12 protein-coding genes are annotated in these 22,354 nt (G+C 71.1%); 6 read left to right on the top strand and 6 right to left on the bottom strand.

Annotation, left to right across the window (positions count from 1 at the left end; genetic code table 11):
- Positions 1-2: 2 nt before the first annotated feature.
- Entirely contained in the window at positions 3-680 is a 678-nt protein-coding gene (locus ACSMFO_RS05280) for a sensor histidine kinase (protein ID WP_360127843.1), read from the bottom strand.
- Positions 681-1,044: 364 nt separating this feature from the next.
- On the opposite strand from ACSMFO_RS05280, the gene ACSMFO_RS05275 reads away from it, so the two are divergent.
- Positions 1,045-1,812: a twin-arginine translocation pathway signal protein gene (locus ACSMFO_RS05275; RefSeq protein WP_436457188.1), complete on the top strand. Its 768-nt coding sequence runs from the start codon at positions 1,045-1,047 to the stop codon at positions 1,810-1,812.
- 86 nt (positions 1,813-1,898) lie between these two features.
- Here the strand turns inward: ACSMFO_RS05275 and ACSMFO_RS05270 are convergent, their stop codons facing one another.
- The 3 genes from ACSMFO_RS05270 to ACSMFO_RS05260 are packed head-to-tail and all read right to left on the bottom strand — an operon-like array spanning position 1,899 to position 4,371.
- Positions 1,899-2,768 carry a hypothetical protein gene (locus ACSMFO_RS05270; protein ID WP_436457187.1) on the bottom strand — a complete coding sequence of 290 codons (870 nt, stop codon included), beginning with the start codon at positions 2,766-2,768 and terminating at the stop codon, positions 1,899-1,901.
- Complete coding sequence (locus ACSMFO_RS05265; RefSeq protein ID WP_436457186.1) at positions 2,765-4,000, bottom strand: RNA polymerase sigma factor; 1,236 nt, start codon at positions 3,998-4,000, stop codon at positions 2,765-2,767. Before ACSMFO_RS05265 ends, ACSMFO_RS05270 begins: the two co-directional genes overlap by 4 nt.
- Entirely contained in the window at positions 3,997-4,371 is a 375-nt protein-coding gene (locus ACSMFO_RS05260; protein ID WP_037348370.1) for a YciI family protein, read from the bottom strand. The genes ACSMFO_RS05265 and ACSMFO_RS05260 overlap by 4 nt, the downstream gene beginning before the upstream one ends.
- Positions 4,372-4,638: 267 nt before the next feature.
- On the opposite strand from ACSMFO_RS05260, the gene ACSMFO_RS05255 reads away from it, so the two are divergent.
- Positions 4,639-5,829 (top strand): NAD(P)/FAD-dependent oxidoreductase, encoded by a 1,191-nt coding sequence (locus ACSMFO_RS05255; protein WP_436457185.1) that lies wholly within the window; start codon positions 4,639-4,641, stop codon positions 5,827-5,829.
- A gap of 27 nt (positions 5,830-5,856) precedes the next feature.
- On the opposite strand, the gene ACSMFO_RS05250 is transcribed toward ACSMFO_RS05255, so the two are convergent.
- Positions 5,857-6,657, bottom strand: a complete 801-nt coding sequence (locus ACSMFO_RS05250; protein WP_436457184.1) for an SAM-dependent methyltransferase — start codon at positions 6,655-6,657, stop codon at positions 5,857-5,859.
- A 249-nt stretch (positions 6,658-6,906) separates the two neighbouring features.
- Between ACSMFO_RS05250 and ACSMFO_RS05245 the strand changes: the two genes are divergently transcribed.
- Positions 6,907-7,686 (top strand): S1 family peptidase, encoded by a 780-nt coding sequence (locus ACSMFO_RS05245; protein ID WP_436457183.1) that lies wholly within the window; start codon positions 6,907-6,909, stop codon positions 7,684-7,686.
- Positions 7,687-7,738: 52 nt separating this feature from the next.
- Here the strand turns inward: ACSMFO_RS05245 and ACSMFO_RS05240 are convergent, their stop codons facing one another.
- On the bottom strand, positions 7,739-8,716 hold the full coding sequence (locus ACSMFO_RS05240) for a hypothetical protein (RefSeq protein ID WP_436457182.1): 978 nt from the start codon (positions 8,714-8,716) through the stop codon (positions 7,739-7,741).
- Between the two features lie 1,170 nt (positions 8,717-9,886).
- Between ACSMFO_RS05240 and ACSMFO_RS05235 the strand changes: the two genes are divergently transcribed.
- From ACSMFO_RS05235 to ACSMFO_RS05225, 3 genes are read left to right on the top strand one after another with little or no spacing between them, the layout of a single operon-like run.
- Positions 9,887-13,315 (top strand): beta-ketoacyl synthase N-terminal-like domain-containing protein, encoded by a 3,429-nt coding sequence (locus ACSMFO_RS05235; protein WP_436457181.1) that lies wholly within the window; start codon positions 9,887-9,889, stop codon positions 13,313-13,315.
- The gene (locus ACSMFO_RS05230; RefSeq protein ID WP_436457180.1) at positions 13,312-16,773 is read left to right on the top strand and encodes an amino acid adenylation domain-containing protein; all 3,462 of its coding nucleotides are present in this window, start codon (positions 13,312-13,314) and stop codon (positions 16,771-16,773) included. The genes ACSMFO_RS05235 and ACSMFO_RS05230 overlap by 4 nt, the downstream gene beginning before the upstream one ends.
- Positions 16,774-16,786: 13 nt before the next feature.
- Entirely contained in the window at positions 16,787-22,102 is a 5,316-nt protein-coding gene (locus ACSMFO_RS05225; protein ID WP_436457179.1) for an SDR family NAD(P)-dependent oxidoreductase, read from the top strand.
- The last annotated feature ends 252 nt before the right edge of the window (positions 22,103-22,354 follow it).

Below are 22,354 nucleotides of genomic sequence, written 5' to 3'. Positions count from 1 at the left end.
GTTCACTCCTGGGTGGCGAGCGGCAGCCAGGCGGCGATCCGGGTGCCGCCCGAGGGCACCGGCTCGACCACGCAGCCGCCGCCGAGATCGACGGCGCGTTCCCGCATCGACCGCAGCCCGGTCCCGCCGACCACGGGCGGCGTCTCCCCGCCCGTCCCGACCCCGTCGTCGACGATCTCCACGCGCAGGTCGCCGTCCAGCGGCCAGAGGCGCACCGTGCACTGCCGGGCACCGGAGTGGCGGGCGATGTTCACGAGCGCCTCGCGGATGATCCGGTACGCGGCGACCTCCACCGCGGCCGACAGCGGCGGCAGCTCGCGGCGGACCTCGACGGTCACCGCGAGTGGTCCGTGCTCGGCGGGTACCCGGTCGGCGAGCAGGCCGGCGTACCGGCGCACGGCCGTGACGAGGCCCGCCTCGTCGAGCGCGGGCGGGCGCGCGTCGGTCACGATGCGGCGCAGTTCGGTGATGGCGCCGTAGAGCTCTTCCTCCAGCCGGGAGAGGAGTCGCTCGGCCCCTGCTCGGTCACGGACGAGCAGATCACGGGCCGCGCGCAGGCCGAGCACGGCCACGGCGAGGGTCGGCCCGACGCCGTCGTGGAGGTCGCTGAGCACCGTCCGGAGCCGGTCCTCGTATCCGGCAGGATGAACGACGTCGGTGACGACGAATGTCCGGCGCATTGTCTCCCCCGTCGGGCGGTGGCGCGGCTCGGTGGTGCGTAGCGTGCTGGTCACTCGCTGTACTAGTCGCGGAAGCCGCTCCCGGCGTTTCCCCGTCTGCCGCGAGTTCAGGTAACGGTTTGGAGCCGATGCGGACGCCTGCCCCCGGCGGCCGCGACCCATGCGGCGGCGAAATGCCGTAATAGGGGTTCGAGAATTCGGGTCATAAAATGATGGTGCTCGCTTCGAAGTATGATGCGCGCGAGTGAACTTTCTCGACAGTGGACGGGCCGTCACGGACAATCGGTTCCGCGCGGCACCCTGCGAGCAAATCCTTCTGTTGCGCTCAGTTCCCTGCTCCCATCATTTGGCGAAAAGGAACCCTATGCATGACGATGACGAACCAGTAGGCCGGGTGCTCGGCAGGCGGCAGGCGTTGATTCTGCTCGGCGCCGCCGGTGCGACACTCGCCGCCGCGGGCTCCGCCACGGCGAGCACCACCACCTCCACCGAGGGCAACCCCGAGGTCTGCACGCTGGATTGTGTGGTCAAGCCAGAGCAAATGGAGGGTCCGTACTTCGTAGACGAGCGGCTCAACCGCTCCGATATCCGCAGCGAGCCGTCCACCGGACAACTGGTTCCCGGTACCCCGCTGGTAATCAATTTCACCGTTCAGCAGGTTCGCCAGCAGCAGTGCACCGCGCTGTCGGGGGCGATGATCGACCTCTGGCAGTGCGACGCTTTCGGGCTGTATTCGGACATTCCGTCCCAGGGCAGCCGCGGCCGCCGTTTCCTGCGCGGTTATCAGAACACCGACCAGGCGGGCACGGCCCGGTTCACCACCATTCTTCCCGGCTGGTACACCGGACGCACACTGCATATCCACGTCAAAATACGCACCATCGGAACCAACGGCCGCCCGTACGAGTTCACGTCGCAGCTCTACTTCACGCCCGAGTTCGGCGCGGCCTATCTGCGGACCGACCCGTACCGGCGGAAAGGCCCGGCCGACACGACCAACAGCCGGGACTCGATCTACCGCAACGGCGGATCCCAGATGCTGTTGCGTCCACAGCAGTCCGGAACCGGCTACACGGCGGACTTCGCCATCGGGCTCGACCTGTCGAACACGCAGGTCGGCCGTCCCGACTAGGGCGCCCGCCGTCGTGTGACACGACTCGGGCCGAAGGCTCCCTTCGCAGCATCAGACGCGGCGAAGGGAGCCTTCGGCCCGGCGACTCAGATCCCCGCCGCGTGGTTCCCGGCGTCGAAGCTGCGCAGGGCGGCTCCGACAGCGGCCGCCACCGTCACCTCGAAGATCTCGTCCTCGCTGTATCCGGCGGCTTTGAGCTGCTCTACCTCGGAGTCGGTGATCCGGTAGGACGCGTCGCGGACGTTCGCGGCGTAGGAGTGCAGCGGTCCGGGCAGTCGTTCACCGGTCAGGGCGGCCGTTCGGATGCTCTTGTCCGTCGTGGCGTGGCTTTCCAGCACGGCGTGACGCAGGTTCCGCGCCACGTCTCCGTGGTCGGTTTTCCGTCCCTCACTGAGAAGGAAGCCGGGGAACCGGTAGCCGAACCGGTGCAGCGACCGGGTCCCGGTCTCCAGCTGGCCGTCGCGCAGGACGAAGCCGAAGGCGTTGGCGAGCCGGTTGACGATGTTCCAGACCAGGTTCACGCGGAGCGCTTCGGCGACGGCTTGCCGCGGCAGTCCGGTCACGAGAGTCGTGTCGATCGAGCCGGGATCGCGGCTGACGGCCTCCAGGAACGTGCGGACGGCCGTGAGCTCGGGGCGCGCCGACCCGGCGTCGTCCGGGTCGATCTCGCCGGTGCCCGCGATGCGGGTGAGCTCGGCGTGGGTGACGGCGCAGAACGGGCATTCGTGCAGCCGTGCGGTGGACATGGCGAGGTATTCGCGTTCGCCGGCGGTCCAGTGGGACGGCCCGCGCATCGCGTCCGCCGTGAGATCGAGCAGAGGCCGGGCGAAGAAACCGGGACGGTACAAAAGCATCTTCACGATGTCGGGCCTGGCCACCCCGGACTGCCGGGAAGTGAGGCCCAGGAACAACTTCGCGCGACGACGATGGCCGTGGTCGAGAATGGACAGTCTCATCGGGACTCCACGGTGCCGAGTTCGGCCAGCCGCTTGGTGAGATAGCGCCGGTCGGCGGGTTTGACGGCGAGTGCGTGCGCGCGCCGGTACGCGGCCGCGGCGTCGGCGCTCCTGCCGAGACGCCGTAGGAGATCGGCGCGGGCGGCGTGCAGGAGGTGGTACCGGTCGAGGCCCTCGATGTCGTCGATGAGCGCGAGACCGTCCGCGGGGGTCGTGGCCATGGCGACCGCGACCGCGTGGTTCAGGGCGACGACGGGGGAGGGGCTCATCGCCAGCAATCGTTCGTAGAGTCCGGCGATCCCCGCCCAGTCCGTCTCGTCGGCCGTCGGCGCTTGGGCGTGCAGCACGGCGATGGCGGCCTGCAGCTGATACGGGCCGGGGTTTCCGTGGCGCAGCGCCCGGTCGAGCAGCCCGACGGCCTCGGCGATCTCGGCCCGGTCCCATCGCGATCGGTCCTGGTCCGCGAGCAGGACGACGTCCCCGTCGGGCCCGTAGCGCGCCGCGGCGCGGGAATCCTGCAGCAGGAGCAACGCGGCCAGGCCGAGCGCCTCCGGCTCGTCGGGCATGAGCGCGGCGACGAGTTCGGCGAGCCGGATCGCCTCCCGTTGAAGCTCCCGGAACTCCGGCTGGTCGCCGTCGGCGGTGTAGCCCTGGGTGAAGATCACGTAGACCACCGCGAGGACTCCGGAGAGCCGCTCCGGCAGGAGATGGTCGGCGGGGACGTCGAGGCTGATCCCGGCGTCGCGGATCTTGCGTTTCGCCCGCACGAGTCGTTGTGCCAACGTCGCTTCACCGACCAGGAACGTGCGCGCGATCTGCCCCGCGGTCGTCCCGGCCACGGCCTGCAAGGTCAGCGCGACCCGCGCCTCCTCGGCCAGCGCGGGATGGCAGCAGGTGAAAATGAGACTGAGCCGCTCGTCCCCGACGCCGAGCAGGCTTTCCTCTCCGATGTCCATTTGCGTCACCTCCGGCGGAAACCCCAGCTCGGCGAGTTTTTCCTGACCGCGGCGCGCTCGGCGCAGCCGGTCGATCGCGCTGTTGCGCCCCGCGGTCAGCAACCAGGCCACCGGATCGTCCGGAGCCGCATCACCCCATTTGCGCAGGGCGAGCGCGCACGCGTCCTGCAGGGCGTCCTCGGCGAGTTCGAAGTCGCCGAGCACCCGGACCAGCGCGGCGAGCATCCGGGATCGATGCTCGCGATACGTCTCCGACAAGACCGGCGCCGACGTCATACGCCGGTCGCCGCCCGGTGGTCGAGAGCAGGCACCCCGGCGATCGGGCGCACCTCGATCGTGCCGTCTTCGGCCATCGGGCACAGCGCCGCCAGCTCCAGAGCCACATCGAGACCGGGACAGTCGAGCACGTAGGTGCCGCCGAGGTGTTCGTGGGTTTCGGGGAACGGGCCGTCGGTGACGAGCGTCTTGCCCTCGCGGACCCTGACCGTGGTCGCGGTGTGCTCGCCCTGCAGCGGATGCCCGGACACGAAGGCGCCGCGGCGGCGGCACTCGTCGGCGAACGCGTTCACCCGGGCCAGCGCCTCGGGGAAACGCGGGTCCTGCGGCTCCGGGCGATCGCAGTTGTAGATCAGCAGCATGTACAGCACATGTCCTCCACTCGCCGGTGTCGCTCTGTCGAAGAGGATGACGAACGGGTCGACGGTAACTCGACAGGTCACCGGTTACCGCGTTGAGACCGACATCGACTGTGTGGATTTTGGGGCGTTGGATGACCAGAAATCCACACAGTGCCCGTGCGGACTTGACCGCCGACGATAATAAGACCAAACTTCATTGGCGAAAAGAAGTGCTGCTCGCGGCCCTGGGCGACGGCGGCAGCCGACCTCCTGACCCGACCATCGAGGAGCGGATAAGTGGAATCGCCGACGTTTGTGATCATCGGTGCCGGCCTTGCCGGTGCGAAGGCCGCGGAAGCCTTACGTGACAACGGATTCGACGGGCGGATCGTGCTGCTCGGCGACGAGGAGCAGCGTCCGTACGAGCGGCCGCCGCTCTCGAAGGACATGCTCACCGGAAAAGCCGACAGTGCCTTCGTGCACGACGAGGGTTGGTACTCCGGCCACGAGATCGACCTGCGGCTCGGCGCCCGCGTGACCGCGATCCACCGGGCGGCCCACGAGGTCCAGCTCGCCGACGGCACCCGGGTCGGCTACACCAAGCTTCTGCTGGCGACGGGTGCCGAACCTCGCGTCCTGCCGGGTATGGAGGGCGCGCTCACGCTGCGCCGCCTCGGCGACTCCGAGCGGCTGCGGCAGGTGCTGGCGGCGGGGTCCCGGCTCGCCGTGGTCGGCGCGGGGTGGATCGGTCTCGAGGTCGCGGCGGCGGCCAGGCAGGCCGGTCTCGACGTGACGGTGCTCGAAGCACTCGAGCTGCCACTGCTGCCCGTGCTGGGGCCCGACGCGGCCAAGGTGTTCGCGGACCTGCACACCATGCATGGCGTCGACCTGCGGCTCGGGGCCAAGGTGGCCGGAACGGGCGCGAAGCACGTCAGTCTCGCCGACGGCACCCGCGTCGATGCCGACGCCGTCCTCGTCGGGATCGGCGCGATCCCGAACACCGCGCTGGCCGAAGCCGCCGGGCTGACGGTGGACAACGGCGTCCGCGTCGACGCCCACCTGTGCACCAGCGACCCGGACATCTTCGCCGCAGGGGACGTCGCCAACGCCGATCACCCGTTCCTCGGCCGGGTCCGGGTGGAGCACTGGGCGAACGCGCTCAAACAGCCCGCAGTCGCGGCCGCCGGGATGCTCGGCAAGGACGAAACCTACGACGAACTCCCGTATTTCTTCACCGACCAGTACGACCTCGGGATGGAGTACCTCGGCCACAACGCCGGTCACGACCGTGTCGTCTTCCGCGGCGACGTCCAGGCCCGGGAGTTCATCGCCTTCTGGCTCAAGGAAGACCGGGTGCTGGCAGGGATGAACGTCAACGTCTGGGACGTCGGCGACCCGATCAAGGCCTTGATCCGCGGCGGACGGCCGGTGGACCCCGACCGGCTCGCCGACACCTCGGTGCCACTCGCGGAGGTCGCCGTCGGCTGAGCCCGGAGGAGCGGCGGGGTCGGACGCTCAGGCTTTGCGTCCGACCCCGGCGTAGACGTCGTCCGGCTCGACGTCGCGGAGGCCCGGTTCCGCATGCCACAGCGGCGCGCTCACGACACCGGGCTCGACCAGGTCCAGCCCGTCGAAGAGGGCGGTGACCTCGGCGTAGGGGCGGAAATACATGGGGTCTCGGCTGTTCTTCATCGCCTCGGTGACCGCCGCCATCGCCTCGGGCGCGTGATCGGCGGTCAGATGCGACAGCGCGACCAGACTGCCGCTCGGCAGCGTTTCGCGGTAGCGGGCGACGATTTCAGCGGGGCGCAGACTGTCCGGGATGAAATGGAAGACGGCCACCATGAGCAGCCCGATCGGCCGGTCGAAGTCCAGCATCCCTTGCGCCGCAGCGGAGTTCAGCACGTCCCCGGGCCGGCAGAGGTCCGCCTCGACGACGGCGGCGTTCGGGTTCCCGTCGAGGATGAGGCGGCTGTGGGCGACGGCGACCTTGTCGTAGTCGACGTAGACCACCTTGCAGCCGGGGTCCATGTCCTGCGCGATCTCGTGCACGTTGCCGACGGTCGGGATGCCGGAGCCCAGATCGAGGAACTGGGTGATGCCCTGGTCGACCATGTACCGCACGGCACGGCGGAGGAACGCCCGGTTGGACGCGGCGACCCGGCGTCCGGACGGCAGGACGGCCACGACCTTCTCCCCGACGGCGCGGTCGGCGTCGAAGTTGTGGCTGCCGCCGAGCAGCCAGTCGTAGACCCGGGCCGCACTGGGCAAGCGGACGTCGACACCCTCTGGAACCCGTTCACTCTGCACGGACACCCCACACCTCACAACGCATCGGCCGGCGGAACCCCTTCGTCCCCAGCACCGTACCGACTCCGATGCCCGTGACAAGCCGGTTACGGCCGAAGGAGCGGACGCCGACCGGGACACCCATCGTGTGGCGCGGTCACGCTGGGTCGGCCATTCGGCCGATGTCGACCCGGCCGATGAGCCGATCCAGTCATGATCTTCGCCCCATAGTGTGACGACTGTCGGTAATTCGTCGTCTACGGGGAGATCGCGATAATGCTTCGCAAAACAGGGGTACTGGCGGTCGGACTGGCCGCGGCGGGAGCGATGCTGATCCCGGGGGTCGCCTCGGCGGCCGGCGGGCCGACGCCCTTCGTCATCGGCGGGCACGACGCGACCGAGGACTACTCGTTCATGGTGTCGCTGCAGCAGGGCGGCAACCATTTCTGCGGTGGTTCGCTGATCAGCGAGAACTGGGTGGTGACCGCGGCGCATTGCGTGAAGGGGGCGCAGCCGGGGGAGATCAGGACCAGGATCGGGGCGCGGCAGCACAACAGCGGGGGCACCGAGACCGGCGTCAGCCGGATCATCGTGCATCCGGACTTCGTCGGGCAGAACCCGCCGGGCGGGGACATCGCGTTGGTGCGGTTGGACAAACCGGTGACCGAGAAGCCGATCAAGATCGCCGGGGCGGTGGGCGGCGCGGGGACGGCGACCCGGATCCTCGGCTGGGGTGAGCACTGCGCCGACCAGACCTGCGGGGCGCCGGAGATCCTCCAGGAGCTGGACACCAAGGTCAGGCCGGCGGAGGAGTGCCGCAATCTGGCCACGGGCAAGGAGATCTGCACCGGTTCCGACACGCCGGACGCGATGGGCTGCTACGGCGACTCGGGCGGGCCGCAGATCAAGGGCAGGCCGGGTGAGTGGGAACTGGTGGGTGCCACCAGCCGCGACGGCGACGCGGACCCGAAATGCGCCAGCGGCCTGGGCATCTGGACCGATGTGACGGTGTACCGGGACTGGATCGCCGAGCAGCAGGCGAGCAGCGTGGCGTGACGAACGGGCGAGGACGGTGATGAGACCGTCCTCGCCCGTTCACCGCGATCCGTCATCGGGGCGCGAGTTGCTCCAAAGAGGACAGTGGCGCCTTGTGCAGGTTCGAGATGATGTTCCTCGGCTTGTCCGCGGCCTTGCTGTAGTAGTGCGCGCCGGACTCGAACGCCAGGTAGACGTTGCTGCCGTAGACCGTCAGCCCCTCGGACATGCTCGGCGCGCGGAAGCAGTGCTTCTTGGCCGTGTCCAGGTCCTTGTCGCCGGCACCGCGCCGGACGACGTAGATGTTGCTGCGGTTGTTCCTGCCGTGCGAAGTGCTGTAGATGAACAGGTCCTTGGTCACGATGAGGCCCTGCGTCTTCGTCGGCACCTCCCACGACCCCGGCCGGTAGCCGAGTTTGCCGTCGGCACCGACGGTGTACGAGTGCATCAGGCCGCGCTTGGCGTCCTCGAACTTGCCTGCCCACAAGGTGTTGGTCGGGCCGTGGCTGGTGAGGAACGAGGAGGCGTAGACGGTCTGCGCCTTTCCCTCCTGCTCGATGGGCAGCGACTTCTTGATCGCGTTCTTGAGCTTCGCCAGCGAATACTTGCGGATCGTGTCGCCCTTGCCCGACACGAACGCCCAGCCCTGCTTCTCGAACACGGCGATCCCGCCGACGTGCGAGTACGCGAGCAGCGCCTGGCCGACCTGCTTGCCGGTCTTGGCGTCGATGCCGATGATGATCGCGCTGCGGTGACCCGACTCGTACGAGGTGACCAGGATCAGGTCGTTCGACCCGTCCCAGTTCGACCAGGTCGCCGTGCCCTGCGGGATGTTGGTCTCCAACGCGGGGATGGGGTGACTCTTGCTGAAGCGGTTGTCGTAGGCGTAGGAGGCGGATTCCCCACGGTAGAAGGGCCCGTCCTTACCGCTGGACTTCGAGTCACAGGTGATGGCCGCGGCCTCAGCGGAGGCGGTGCCCACCATGGTGAGGCCGAGCAGCAGTGTGCTCGCCGCGGCGGTGATCGTCGCCTTCTTGAGTAGCGTCTTCATTCAGTCCCTTGTAGTCGTTGTGCGTCCAGTTCTCAACTGGGACTCGCGGGAGGCGCGGGCGGTTCCGTCGCCGCGTCGGCAGGCGGTCGAGTGTCCACAAACGACATGCTCTGGCGAGCGAATCTGGCATATTGTGGGGTAGGTCAAAGGTGGCGTGGGGTGCCGCGCTCCGCCGGTCCGTGAAGGCCTCCTGCCTGGTCTTCGCGGGTTTTCCGCGTGTCGAACGTGTCGCGAAAGCCACTTTCGAGTCATCTGGCGTCGCGGAAGTGGCTTTCGCGACGCAGGCGCCGGCGGCGAGGTGGCCGGGGCGGGTGAGTGACCGGGGTGAAGGCTCCCTTCACCGCATTAGACGCGGTGAAGGGAGCCTTCACCCCATCATCGACTCGTCCGCGACCACGACACGTTCGCCTTACCCCTCAAAGGGAACCGTCTCGCCACTCACGACCCCGGGCCGGGGGCTCCCTTGGCCGCGTCGGACGCGGCGAAGGGAGCTTTCACCCCGGCGGAGGCCTCGCTCACGAACACGCCACGTTTGCCTTGCCCCTCAAATAGGAGGCCGATGGGGGACGCAACACGTTCGGTGAGGTGGTCTCTCGCCGCTCTCCGCCGCGGGTGTTGCGAAAGCCACTTTCGCAACCTTCAACGTTGCGAAAGTGGCTTTCGCAACACGCCATGTCTGCCTTGCTTGCGCAAAAATGCGCAAAACGGACACCTTGACCTGGCTTCGCGGGGGAGGGCGGGCGAGCGCTCTCGGGTGGGTGCAACGTCGCGGCAGGTGTAAGTCTGTCTCGCGCGATCATGAATGATATTTCTGAATCGATTGTGGAAAATTGTTCACTTTGTTTTGGTGAATGCATTCCGCGGCACGGTGTCGGTTAATGTCCGACACATTACCGAAAGTAGTCGACCGAGTGTCGATGGTGGCCGAAGGGATGGGCCGTGAAGATCGTCAAGGTCGCCGATTGAGCTGGAAGACGCGGCTAGCTGCGTCTTGTGGTCCAAGATCAGTGCGCCATTCGGCCCAAATCGGCGGAAATCGTATTCCTCGTCGCGGCGGATCGTCTTAACCTTGCGTAATTCTTCACCTGCATGGTCACTGGGGAGCAAGATGAAGTCCACGCCGTTGTTGTCGTGCGCCCGAAAAGCCTCGGAGCGACTGCTCGACGCCCGATGAGAGAAGCCGGCTGCGTCAGCCGATTCGATGTGCACGTCCGGAAATCGCCCGACCGGATCGCGGTTTTCGAGCACGGCGCCGGGCTCACCTACGCCCGGCTCGCCGGGTTCGCGGGCGGCCGCGCGCTGCGGTTGCGCGACGCCGGTGTCCGGCCGGGGGAGCGGGTCGGGCTCGTCACCGGGCACGGCAGCGCCGCGATCGCGGCGATCCTCGGCACCCTCGCCGCGGGCTGCACCTACGTCCCGCTGGACCCGACCTTTCCCCGGGAACGTCTCGCGTACCAGCTCGCGGCCGCGCGGGTGACCGCCGTACTCGCGGATCCCGAGTACGTCGAGCTCGCGGAGTCCTTGTGCAGTAACGCATCCGCGCGGCTCGTGCGCTCGGGCACGGAGACCGCGCCGCTCCCGGTTCCCGAAACCGATCCGGACGGTCCGGCGTACGTGCTGTTCACCTCCGGGTCCACCGGCAGGCCGAAGGCCGTCGCGCAGACCCACCGCAATCTCCTGCACGTCGTCGACAACCAGATCACCGCGCTCGGTATCACCGCGGCCGACCGGCTCAGCCTGCTCGCGTCGTTCGGCTTCGACGCGGCGATCCCGGACCTTTACCCCGCCCTGCTCACCGGCGCCGCGCTCGTGCCGGTCGACCTGCGCGCGCACGGTCTCGCCCACGCCGCGCGCGAGCTGGCCAGGCACGAAGTGACCGTCTACCACTCGACGCCGACGGTCTACCGGCACCTGCTCGACGTCCTCGGCGAGACCGGCCTCCCGTCCGTGCGGACCGTGCTGCTCGGCGGCGAGCAGGCGACCCACGCCGACGTCCGCCGCGGCCGGTTCGCGCCGGACTGCGTGTTCGTCAACGGTTACGGCGCCACCGAGGTGACCTTCGCGGCGCACTACCGGACGACCGCCGCCGAGCTGGGCCCGGACGCCGACGGGCCACTGCCGATCGGGCGCGCGCTGCCCGGGTTCACGCTCACCGTGCTGGACAGCGGTGAACTCGAAGTGCGCGGGCGGCACCTCGTCGAGGGCTACCTCGACCAGCCGAGCCCGGCGTTCGGAGTGACTGCCGACGGCGGCCGCCGCTACCGGACCGGTGACCTCGGGCGGCGGCTGCCGGACGGGAACCTCGTCTGCCTCGGCAGGCTCGACCGGCAGGTCAAGATCCGCGGTTTCCGGGTCGAGCTGACCGAGATCGAGGCCCGCCTCGCCGAACAGCCCGGCGTGGCCGAGGCCCGCGCGATCGTGCGCGACGGCGACCTGCTCGCCTACGTGACCGCGGACGGCCCGCGTCCGGACGGCCGGACCTTGCGGGCCGCGCTGGCGGACGTCCTGCCCGCCTACTCGGTCCCCGCCGCCGTCGCGGTGCTGGACGGTTTTCCGCTGACCGTCACCGGGAAACTCGACGAACTGGCCCTGCCGGACCCGCGGGCGGCCGCGACCGTCCCGGCCGAGCGGCTGACCCCGGACGAGGAACGCGTGCACCGGATCTGGTGCGCCGTCCTGGGCCGTGACCGGGTCGGGCGTACCGAGGCGTTCTTCGACGCCGGTGGCGACTCGTTGCGGCTCGGCCGCGTGCAGGCGGGGCTGGCCGACGAATTCGGCGTGGACGTCCCGCTTCTCGCGCTGTTCGAGCGTACGACGATCGCCGGGCAGGCCGCCTGGTTCACGGAGTCCACTTCGGACACTCAGCCGCCGGTCACCGCGGAGGAGCAGACCGGGGATCTCATCGCCGTCGTCGGGCTGGCCTGCCGGTTCCCCGGCGCGCCGGACGCCGCGTCGTTCTGGTGGAACCTCTGCGCGGGCGTCGACTCGATCCACGACTACACCGACGACGAGCTGGCGGCGGTGGGTATCGGACCGGGCCTGCGTGCCGACCCGGCGTACGTGCGTGCGGGCGGGCGGATCGAGGGTGTCGAAGACTTCGACGCCGACTTCTTCGGATTCACCGCAGACGAAGCCGCGCGGACCGACCCGCAGCACCGGCTGTTCCTCGAAACCGCCTGGCAGGCGCTGGAGGACGCGGGCCGCGACCCCGCCGCCGAGACCGGGCCGGTCGGCGTGTTCACGAGCACCTCGGTGAACCGGTACTTCCTGTTCCACCTGTTCGGCAACCCGGCGGTGACCGGCGACGTCGACCCGGACGACTGGGAGGGGCGGCTGCCCGGCCGCCAGCTCGCCGACCACCTGCCGGGACAGGTCGCCTACCGGCTCGGGCTGACCGGGCCGGCGGTGGCCGTGCAGAGCGCGTGCTCCAGTTCGCTCGCGGCGGTGGCGCTGGCCGCGCAGAGCCTCCTCGACTACCGGTGCGACGTCGCGCTGGCCGGCGGGGCGAGCGTGACGTGGCCGCGCTATCGCAGTGGCGGGCTCGTGTCGCCGGACGGCCGGTGCCGCGCGTTCGACGTCGCCGCGGCGGGTGCCGGATTCGGCTCGGGCGCCGGGGCCGTCGTGCTTCGGCGGCTGGCGGACGCCGTCGCCGACCGCGACCACATCTACGCCGTGCTGCCCGGCTGGGCGATCACGAACGACGGCCCGGACCGCGCGGGTTACGCCGTGCCGGGACCGGCCGGGCAGGCCGCCGCGGTGGCCGAGGCGCTGGCCCTCGCGGACGTCGCCCCGGAGGAGGTCGCGCTCCTCGAAGCCCACGGCAGCGGCACTCCGCTGGGCGACGCGATCGAGGTGGCCGCGCTCAACCGCGTCTACCGGGACGTGTCGCCGGAAACGTGTGCGCTGGGTTCGGTGAAGACGAACATCGGGCACCTCGACGCGGCGTCCGGTATCGCCGGGCTGATCAAGGCCGTGTTGTCCGTGCGGCACGGTGTCATCCCGCCGAACCTGCACTTCACGGCCCCGCATCCGGAGGTCGATCTGGCGGGCGGCCCCTGGTACGTCCCGGCGAAGGCCGCCGACTGGCCCGACCGTGAGCGGCGGGTGGCCGGGGTCAGCTCGTTCGGCATGGGCGGCACGAACGTGCACGTGATCGTGGAGGAGGCCCCCGCCGGGCAACCACGGCCGGAGGCGAGCGGGCCGTTCGTCCTGCCGGTGTCCGCGCGCGACTCGAAGGCGTTGCGCGAGGCGGTTTCCCGGCTGCGCGACCGGCTCTCCACGGACGCGCCGGACCTCGGGGACACGGCGTACACGCTTTCGGTCCGCCGGGCGTTCGCGTGCCGGGCCGCCGTGGTGGCGGATTCGGTCGAGTCGGCGGTCGCCGCGCTCGACGCGGTGCTGGCGAACGGAACCGACGTCGAAGGCCCCGCCGGGGCAGAGCGGGACCTGGCCGTTCAGTGGGCCGGGGGCGGCGACGTCGAGTGGGCGGCGGACGGCGATCCCGGCCGCGTCCCCTTGCCGGGTTATCCGTTCCAGCGGGAGCGGCACTGGATCGACCCACCGCGTCAGCACACAACCGACCAGGAGACCCCCCGGTGACCGACACCTTGCCCGTCGTGGGTGGCCACGGCCCACCACTGTCCTATCCGGACACCACGCTCACCGGCCTGATCCTCGCCCAGGCCGCGCGCACCCCCGACGCCGTCGCCGTCCGGCAAGGGGACGCCCGGCTGACCTACCGCGAACTGGTCGCGTCGGCGACCGGCGTCGCGCGGCTGCTGTGGTCCCGGGGTGCCGGGCCGGGCACCCGCGTCGGCGTCTGCGCAGACCGGCGCCCGGAGCTGATCTCGACAGTCGTGGGGGTGCTGCTGTCCGGGGCCGCCTACGTACCGCTCGAACCGGGCGGCCCGAAGGCGCGGCTGGCCGAAATCGCCGCGGACGCCGAGGTCTCCCTCGTCGTCGGCGACCGCGCACGGACCGAATTCGGTGCCACGGTGGGCATCGAGGCGCTCGACGTGCCCCCGCCCGTCGAGGAACCCGTCGAGTGCCCCGCCGGGCCGGACGACCTCGTCCACGTCCTCTACACCTCCGGCTCCACCGGCCGTCCCAAGGGCGTGCTGACCAGTCACCGCAACGTGGTCGCGTTCGTGACCGGGTTCGCCGCCGCCCTCGGGATCAGGCCCGGCGCCCGCGCGCTCGGCATCTCTTCGCTCGCCTTCGACGCCTTCACCATGGACGTGTTCGTCCCGCTGACGAACGGCGGATCGGTGCAGCTCACCGGGGTCGCCGACCGGGCGGACCCCGAACGGCTGCGGCGGTTCCTCATCGAGCACGACGTCGAGTGGGGCTTCGTCACGCCGACACTGCTGTCCATGGTGGACCCCGCGGCCGTCCCCGGCTGGCGTGTCATCGCCTGCGGTGGCGAGCCGGTACCCGCGGAACTCGCCGCGCGCTGGCTGCCGGGACGGCGGTTCTTCAACGCCTACGGGCCGACCGAGACCACGGTCGTGGTCGTCACCGACGAGGTCACCGGCATCCCCGCCGACCCGTTGCCGCTCGGCCGTCCGACGCCGAACCACCGGGCGTACGTCGTGGACGCCGAGCTGCGGCCGGTCGCGCCCGGCGAAGTCGGCGAGCTGCTCATCGGCGGCCCGGGCCTCGCGCTCGGCTACCTCGGCAACCCGGAGCTGACCGCGGCGAAGTTCGTCGACGACCCGATCACGCCGGGGGAGCGGCTCTACCGCACCGGAGACCTGGCCCGCCAGCTGCCCGACGGGCGGCTCGAGTTCGCCGGGCGCGCCGACCGTCAGGTGAAGGTCCGCGGTCAGCGGATCGAGCTGGGCGAGGTGGAGGCCGCGCTCACGACCCATCCGGACGTCGACGCCGCCGCCGTGACGGCCGTTCCCGGACCGGCGGGCACCCGGCTGGTCGCCTTCGTGGCACCGGCTTCCGCACCGTCCGATGTGGACGAACTCGGCCGTGACCGGCTCACCGCGGCGATGCGCCCGGCCGCGGTCCGGGTGCTCGACCGCCTGCCGGTCAACCCGCTCACCGGCAAGATCGACCGGCCCGCGCTGCGCGGCCTGGCCGAGGCGGTGCTGGAGGGCCAACAGGACCTCGGGCCGCTCGGCACCCCGGCCGAACGCGCGGTCGCGGCCATCTGGCGGCGGGTGCTCGGCGACGGCGCGGGGACGGATTTCCTGGCCTCGGGCGGGAACTCGATCGCCGCGATGCGCCTGGTCGCGGCGCTGCGGACGGAGCTGGCCGCCGACGTCGCCACGGAGGACGTCCTGGCCGGGGGCACGCTCGACGAGCTGACCCGGCGGGTCGCGGCCGCGTCGCCGCTGACCGGGCCGGGGCTGACCACCGGGCACGCGCCCACACTGTCCCCGCAGCAGCGGCGGATGTGGTTCCTCGACCAGCTCGCCCCGGACGCCGCGCCGTACAACATCGCGATGGCGTTCCGGCTGACCGGCGCGCTGGACGTCGACGCGCTGCGCCACGCCTTGAGCGCGGTCGCCGATCGGCACGACGTGCTCCGGTGGCGGATCCGCGCCGTCGACGGCGCGCCGGTGGCGGATCGCCTGCCGCCGTCGGACGTTCCGCTGCCGGTGGCGCCGGTGACCGAGGACGGTCTGCGGGCCCGGCTGGCCGCCGACGCCGCGACGCCGGTGCACCTCGACCGTGAGGCTCCCTGGCGTGTGCGGCTCTACCGGCTCGGCGAGACGGAGCACGTACTCGGCTTCACGCTGCATCACGCGGTGTTCGACGGCTGGTCGCAGGATCTGTTGTGCGCCGACCTGTCGGCGGCCTACCGGGGCGAGCCGCTGCCGCCGCCGGTGGCGTCCTATGCGGACTACGCGGTGTGGCGGGCCGGACGCGACGAACGCCGCGAGGCCGTGGATGTCGCGTGGTGGAAAGAACATCTGACCGGTGCTCCGGCCACAGTGGACCTTCCGCGTGATCGGCCGCGCCCGGCCGTGCAGACCTACCGGGGCGCGAGCCTGCGTCAGTCCTTTCCGGACGGTGCCGCCGAATCGGTGCGGGCGCTGGCCGCCCGCACCGGCACGACGCGCGCCGGGGTGCTGCTCGCCGCGTTCGGGCAGCTGCTGCGGCGGCTCACCGGCGCGGCCGACCACCTGGTCGCCACGGTCGTCGCGGACCGGCAACTCGCCGAAAGCCAAGACGTCGCGGGGTTCTTCGTGGACATCGTTCCGGTGCGGCTGAGGGCCGACGACACCGCGGACTTCACCACGCACGTCCGCGACGGCGGCGCGGAACTCCTCGCCGCGACCGCGCATCCTGCCGCGCCGGTCGAGCGGCTCGTCGAGGCGCTCGGCGTGCCCCGCGATCCCGCGCACGCCCCGCTCGTGCAGGTGATGTTCAACGTCCTGAACTTCGCCGAGCCGCGGCTCGACCTGCCCGGCGTGGCTTCGGCGTGGCTGCCGGTCGACAAGCCGGGGTCGCCGTTCGACCTCACGGTGTACGTCCACGACGACGGCGTCGAACTGCTGTACAACCCGGATCTGTTCGACCACACCAGGATGGCCGGCCTCGCCGAGGACTACGTCGCCCTGCTCGGCGCGCTGGCCGCGGCGCCGGACGCGCCGGTCGGGACGAGTGTGCCGGAACTGCCGAGAGCGGGTGTCCGCACCGCCGCTCCGGCCGCGGCGACCCGCGCCAGGGCACGGCCGGTGCCGGTCGCGGCGGACCCGGTGGCGCTCGCGGCGACCGAGGCCGTGATCGCTCGGGCCTGGTGCGACGTCCTCGGCGTCGCCGAAGTCGGGCACACCGACAACTTCTTCGACGTGGGCGGGCATTCGCTCGCCCTCGCCAAGGTGCACGCCCAGGTCACCGCTCGGCTCGCCCGCCGGATCCCGATGGTCGACCTGTTCACGCATCCCACCGTCCGCGCCCTCGCCGCGCACCTGCACTCCGATGGCGCCGCCAGCCCGGAATTGGCTCGTGCCGCCGAACGCGTCGCCGCCCGCCGCGGCCGCACCCAGACCAGAAGACCCCGTCGCACCGCCGGACCGGCCGGACCGGCCGGCCCCTGATAGGAGCACCACCGTGACCCACCTCCCCGAAACCGGCACCGGCGATCCCGGAGCCGAACCCATCGCGATCGTCGGACTGGACGTACGCGTGCCCGGCGCGCGTGACGCGCGGCAGTTCTGGCGCAACCTCGTCGACGGCGTCGAGTCGATCGTGCCCGCCACCCGCGAGGAGATGATCGCCCGCGGCGCCGCACCGGACACAGTGGACGATCCGAGCTGGGTGAACGCCACCGCCGTGGTCGACGGCTTCGACGAGTTCGACGCGGAACTGTTCGGCATGACCAGCCGCGAGGCCGAGATCACCGACCCGCAGCACCGGCTGTTCCTCCAGTCGTGCCACGCCGCGCTGACCGACGCGGGCTACGACCCCGCCCGCTTCGACGGCGCGATCGGCGTCTACGGCGGCTCCGGGGGCACCGGCTACCTGACGGAGAACCTGCTGCGCAACGAGCGGCTCCTCGCCTCTCAGCACGGCGGGATCGGCATTTCGACCGGTAACCAGCCGAGCTACCTGACGACGTCGGTGTCGTACAAGCTCAACCTGCGCGGCCCGAGCCTCGCGGTGTTCACCGCCTGCTCGACGTCCCTGGTCGCGGTGCACCTCGCCTGCGAGGCGCTGCGCAACGGCGAGTGCGACATGGCGCTGGCCGGCGGCGTCAACGTGGAGATGCCGCACGGTGTCGGCTACATGGGCGTCGACGGCTTCACCTCGCCGGACGGCCACGTGCGCGCGTTCGACGCGGACGCCAACGGCACGGTCTGGAGCAGCGGCGTCGGGGTCGTGCTGGTGAAGCGGCTGTCGCAGGCGATCGAGGACGGCGACCACATCCGGGGTGTCGTGCTCGGCAACGCGATCAACAACGACGGCGCCACCAAGGTCGGTTTCTCCGCGCCCAGCGTGTCCGGGCAGACGGAAGCGGTCGCACAGGCCGTCGGCATGGCCGGGGTCGATCCGCGCACCATCGGCTACGTCGAGGCGCACGGCACCGGCACCGCGCTGGGCGACCCGATCGAGATCACCGCACTGTCCACTGTGTACGGAAACGGGATCGCGGACACCGGCTGGTGCGCGATCGGCTCGGTGAAGTCCAACATCGGCCACTTGTCGCAGGCGGCGGGCGTGGTCTCGCTGATCAAGGCCGTGCTCGTCATGGAGCACGGGCTGATCCCGCCGACCATCAACTACCACGAACCCAACCCCGGTATCGACTTCCCGGCGAGCCCGTTCTATCCGGCCCGCGAGGTGACGAAGTGGGAGGCGGACCGGGTGCCGCGGCGGGCGGGCGTCAGCTCGTTCGGTGTCGGCGGCACCAACGCGCACGTCGTGCTGGAGGAGGCGCCGAGCCCGCAGCGGTCCCGGACGCCGCATCCCGCGCATCTGCTGCGGATTTCGGCCAACACCACGGAGGCGCTCTCGGCCGCGGTCGACCAGCTCGCCGAGCGGCTGGCCGGGGACATCGACCTCGACCTCGCCGACGTGGCGTACACCCTGGCCGCCGGACGCACCGAGTACCCGCACCGCGCGGTCGTCGTCGCCCGTGACCCGGAGGACGCGGTCGACGGGCTGCGCGACTCCCGGCGCCTCGTGTCCGCACAAGCCGGGGAGACGAACGTCGCGTTCCTCTTCCCCGGGCAGGGTTCCCAGTACGCCGGGATGGGCGCCGAACTGTACGACGCCGAGCCGGTGTTCGCCGCGGCCGTCGACGAATGCCTGCGGCTGCTCGAAACCGAGCTGCCGGAGCTCCGCGACCTGATCTTCCGGCCCGGTGGCGAGCAGGCGCTGCGGGAAACCCGCGTGACCCAGCCCGCGCTGTTCGTCGTCGAGTACGCGCTGGCGAAACTGTGGCAGAGCTGGGGAGTGCGGCCCGCGGCGATGATCGGCCACTCGGTCGGCGAGTACGTCGCCGCCACCGTCGCCGGGGTCTTCACCCTGCCGGACGCGCTGAACCTGGTCGCCACGCGCGGCCGCCTCATGCAGTCGATGCCCGCCGGGGCGATGCTGGCCGCCCAGCTCGACGAGGAGAGCGTCGCCTCGCGGCTGCCGGACACCCTCGCGATCGCCGGGGTGAACGGGCCCGGCACGTGTGTCGTCGCGGGACCATCGGACGCGGTCGCGGATTTCGCGGCGACGCTCAAGTCCAGCGGCGTGCAGTGCCGCGAACTGGTGACCTCGCACGCGTTCCACTCGCCGATGATGGATCCGATCCTCGCCGAGTTCACCGCGGCCGTCACCGCCGTCACCCGCACCGCGCCCACGCGGCCGTTCCTGTCGAACGTCACCGGCGATTGGATCACCGACGCCCAGGCCACCGACCCGGCCTACTGGGCCTCCCACCTGCGTCAGGCCGTCCGGTTCGGCGACTGCGTCAAGAACCTGTTCGCGCGCGGCGGCCGCTGGGCGCTCGTCGAATGCGGGCCGGGGCATCAGCTGTCCGGGCTGTCCCGGGGCCAGGTGCCGAAGGGTATGCCCGCGCCGCAGCCGAGCCTGCCCGGCCGGACCGAGCGCATCGGCGACGTCGAAACGCTGTACGGCGCGGCCGGTCTCTTGTGGACGAACGGGGTTTCCCTGGAGCCACGGACGTTCGGTGCGCCCGGCAACCGGGTCCCGTTGCCCGGCTATCCGTACGCGCGCAAGCGGTACTGGGTCGACCCGGACCCGGCGACGGCCGTCCAGCCCGTGCGGTCGACCGGTCCGCTGCCGTTGTCCGAGTGGTTCGCGGTCCCGGCGTGGCGGCAGGCGGAACCGGATCTGAGACGCGAGCCCTTCGCGAATGCCCTCGTCTTCGCCGCCGACGACGTCCTGCCCGGTCTGCTGCGCGACGCGGGGGTGGCGGTCACCGAGGTGCGCCCCGGCGACGGCTTCGCCGCGACGAAGACCGGATTCACGGTCCGGCCCGGGGTGCGCGAGGACTACGACGCGCTCGTGGCCGCGCTGCCCACCCGGCCCGAGCGGGTCGTCCACGCTTGGACGCTGGCCGGGGACGAGCGCGGTATGGCCGCCCAGGACCACGGGTTCTTCAGCGTGCTCAACCTTGTCCAGGCGTGGGGCGAGCCGGTGCGGATCGACGTGCTGAGTACCGGCACCGCCGACGTCACCGGCACCGACCTGACCCGGCCCGAGCACGCGACCCTCGCCGGTATCGCGCGAGTGGTGCCGCTGGAGGTGCCGGGCACGGTGGTGCGCCGGATTGACACCGATCGTGTGCAGGATGCCATCGCCGAGCTGTTCCGCCCGGCCGACGCGGCGGCCGAGGTCGCGCTGCGGGCCGGTCGTCGCTGGATGCTGGACTACACCCAGCTCGCCCTGCCCGAGACCGCCGAGCCGGTGCTGCGCGACGGCGGCCGGTACCTGATCACGGGCGGGACCGGCGGTATCGGCATCACGCTCGCCGAGGACCTCGCCCGCCGGGTGCGGGCGAAGCTCGTGCTGCTCACCCGCGCCGGGCTGCCGCCGCGGGCGGAGTGGGACGCGCACCTCGCCGCGCACGGCGGCACCGACCGCGCCGGGCGCGCGATGCTCGCCGTGCGGCGGATGGAGGCCGCGGGCGCGGTGGTGCACGTCGTCGCCGCCGACGTCACCGACGCGGCGCGGCTGCGCGAGGTGCGTGAGCTGGCCGAGCGCGAGTTCGGCGGTCTCGACGGGATCGTGCACGCCGCCGGGCTGCCCGGCGGCGGCGTCGCGGAGGTGAAGGAACGGGCGGCGGCCGAGGCCGTGCTGGCCCCGAAGATCGCCGGGACACTGGCGCTGGCCGAGGCGTTCGCCGACCTGCCGATGGACTTCGTCGCGCTGTGCTCGTCGATCACCGCGGCGGTGGGCGGCATCGGGCAGGTCGACTACTGCGCCGCCAACAACTTCCTCGACGCCTACGCGCGGGGAGGCCACGGCTGGCGGGCGCGGCTGGTTTCGCACGCGTGGGGTGGCTGGGACGAGGTCGGCATGGCCGCTGAGGTGGCCGCGCCGACCACGATCCGCACCACCCGGTCACGGGCGCTCGGCCCGGTCGAGCACCCCGTGCTCACCACGCGCACCGAGGACGGCGCGCACGGGCTCGTCTCGGCGGCCACGCACTGGCTGCTCGACGAGCACCGGATCGCCGGGGTGCCGGTGGTCCCGGGCACAGGACACCTGGAGACCGTCCGCGCGGCGGTGGCCGCGGCGCTGCCGAAGCCCGGTGACGGCTACGTCGTCGAGCTGCGGGACGTCGCGTTCCTGGAGCCCTTCGGCGTCCCGGACGGCTCCACCGCGGAGTACCGCGTGGAGTTCGACGGCGACGACTTCACCGTGACCAGTCACGTCGCCGGCGCGAGCCGGACCCACGTGCGCGGATCCGCCGGATGGGTCGCCGCCGAGGCGGTGTCCACTGTGGACATCGCGGCGGTGACCGGGCGGACCGAGCCGATCGACGACGGGCACGGCTTCGGCACCGGCCGTACCAGCATGGTCACCTTCGGCCCGCGCTGGGCGGCGTTGCGTGAACACCGCATCGGTGCGGAGGAGGAGCTGGCCACGATCACGGCGCCCGAGGCGGCGGCGGGTGACGCGGGCGCGTGGGGGCTGCACCCGGCGCTGCTGGACGTCGCGACCGCGTTCGGCCGCGGCCGGGGGAGCGGTACCTACCTGCCGATGAGTTACGGCCGGATCGTCGTGCACGACTCGCTCCCGGCGAGTTTCCGCAGTCATCTGCGCTACCGCGACTCGGGCGGCGACCAGGTGGTGGCGGCCGACCTCTCGCTGTGTGACGAGACCGGCCGAGTACTCGTCACGATCGAGGATTTCGTGCTGCGCCGGGTCGATCAGGACGCCGTCGGTGGCGGCCTGACCACATCGTCGTCCACTGTGGACGGCGCGGGGACCTCGACCGGGATCCGGCCGGTGGACGGCGCCGAGGCGTTCGTCCGGGCGCTGGCCCCCGGCCTCGGCGGGCACGTGGTGATCACCACCCTGCCGGTGCGGGAGCTGATCGAACGTCAGGTCAGTGCCGAGGAACTGGAGGAACCCGGCGAGACGGCGGTGGTGGTGTCGGAGGACGACTACGTCGCCCCGCGCACCGAGCTGGAGGCCGAGATCGCCAGGCAATGGACCGAGCTGCTCGGCGTGGAGAAGATCGGCGTGCACGACGACTTCTTCGCCCTCGGCGGCAACTCGCTGGTCGCCATCCAGCTCATCGCCCAGGTGCGCAAGGCCACCGGTACGCGGCTGGCGATGAAGACGCTGTTCGAAGCGTCCACAGTGGCCACTCTGGCCGAGCGCATCGAAGAACTGCGTGCCGGCAAGGCCGAGGCTCCAGTCGAATCCGCCCGGACCACCATCCCCAAGCTCGAGCGCTGAGAAGTGACTGTCATCGAGGACAAGACGAACGCGGCGTGTCCGGTCGCTCGCGTGCCCACCGGCCCCGGTGTCGCGAAAGCCACTTTCGGGACATCAGACGTCGCGAAAGTGGCTTTCGCGACACTTTCGAACCTCCGTCGCCCACGCCCCTCGGCTCGGCGCGGGCTGGTGGGTCGACGGCGTTGTGAAAGCCACTTTCGCAACGTTCAACGTTGCGAAAGTGGCTTTCACAACATCCGAAGCCGGTACACC

The organism is Amycolatopsis sp. w19 (genome assembly GCF_051373225.1).
GTDB classification, from domain to species: Bacteria; Actinomycetota; Actinomycetes; order Mycobacteriales; family Pseudonocardiaceae; genus Amycolatopsis; species Amycolatopsis japonica.
This window is presented reverse-complemented; position numbering and strand designations above follow the sequence as displayed.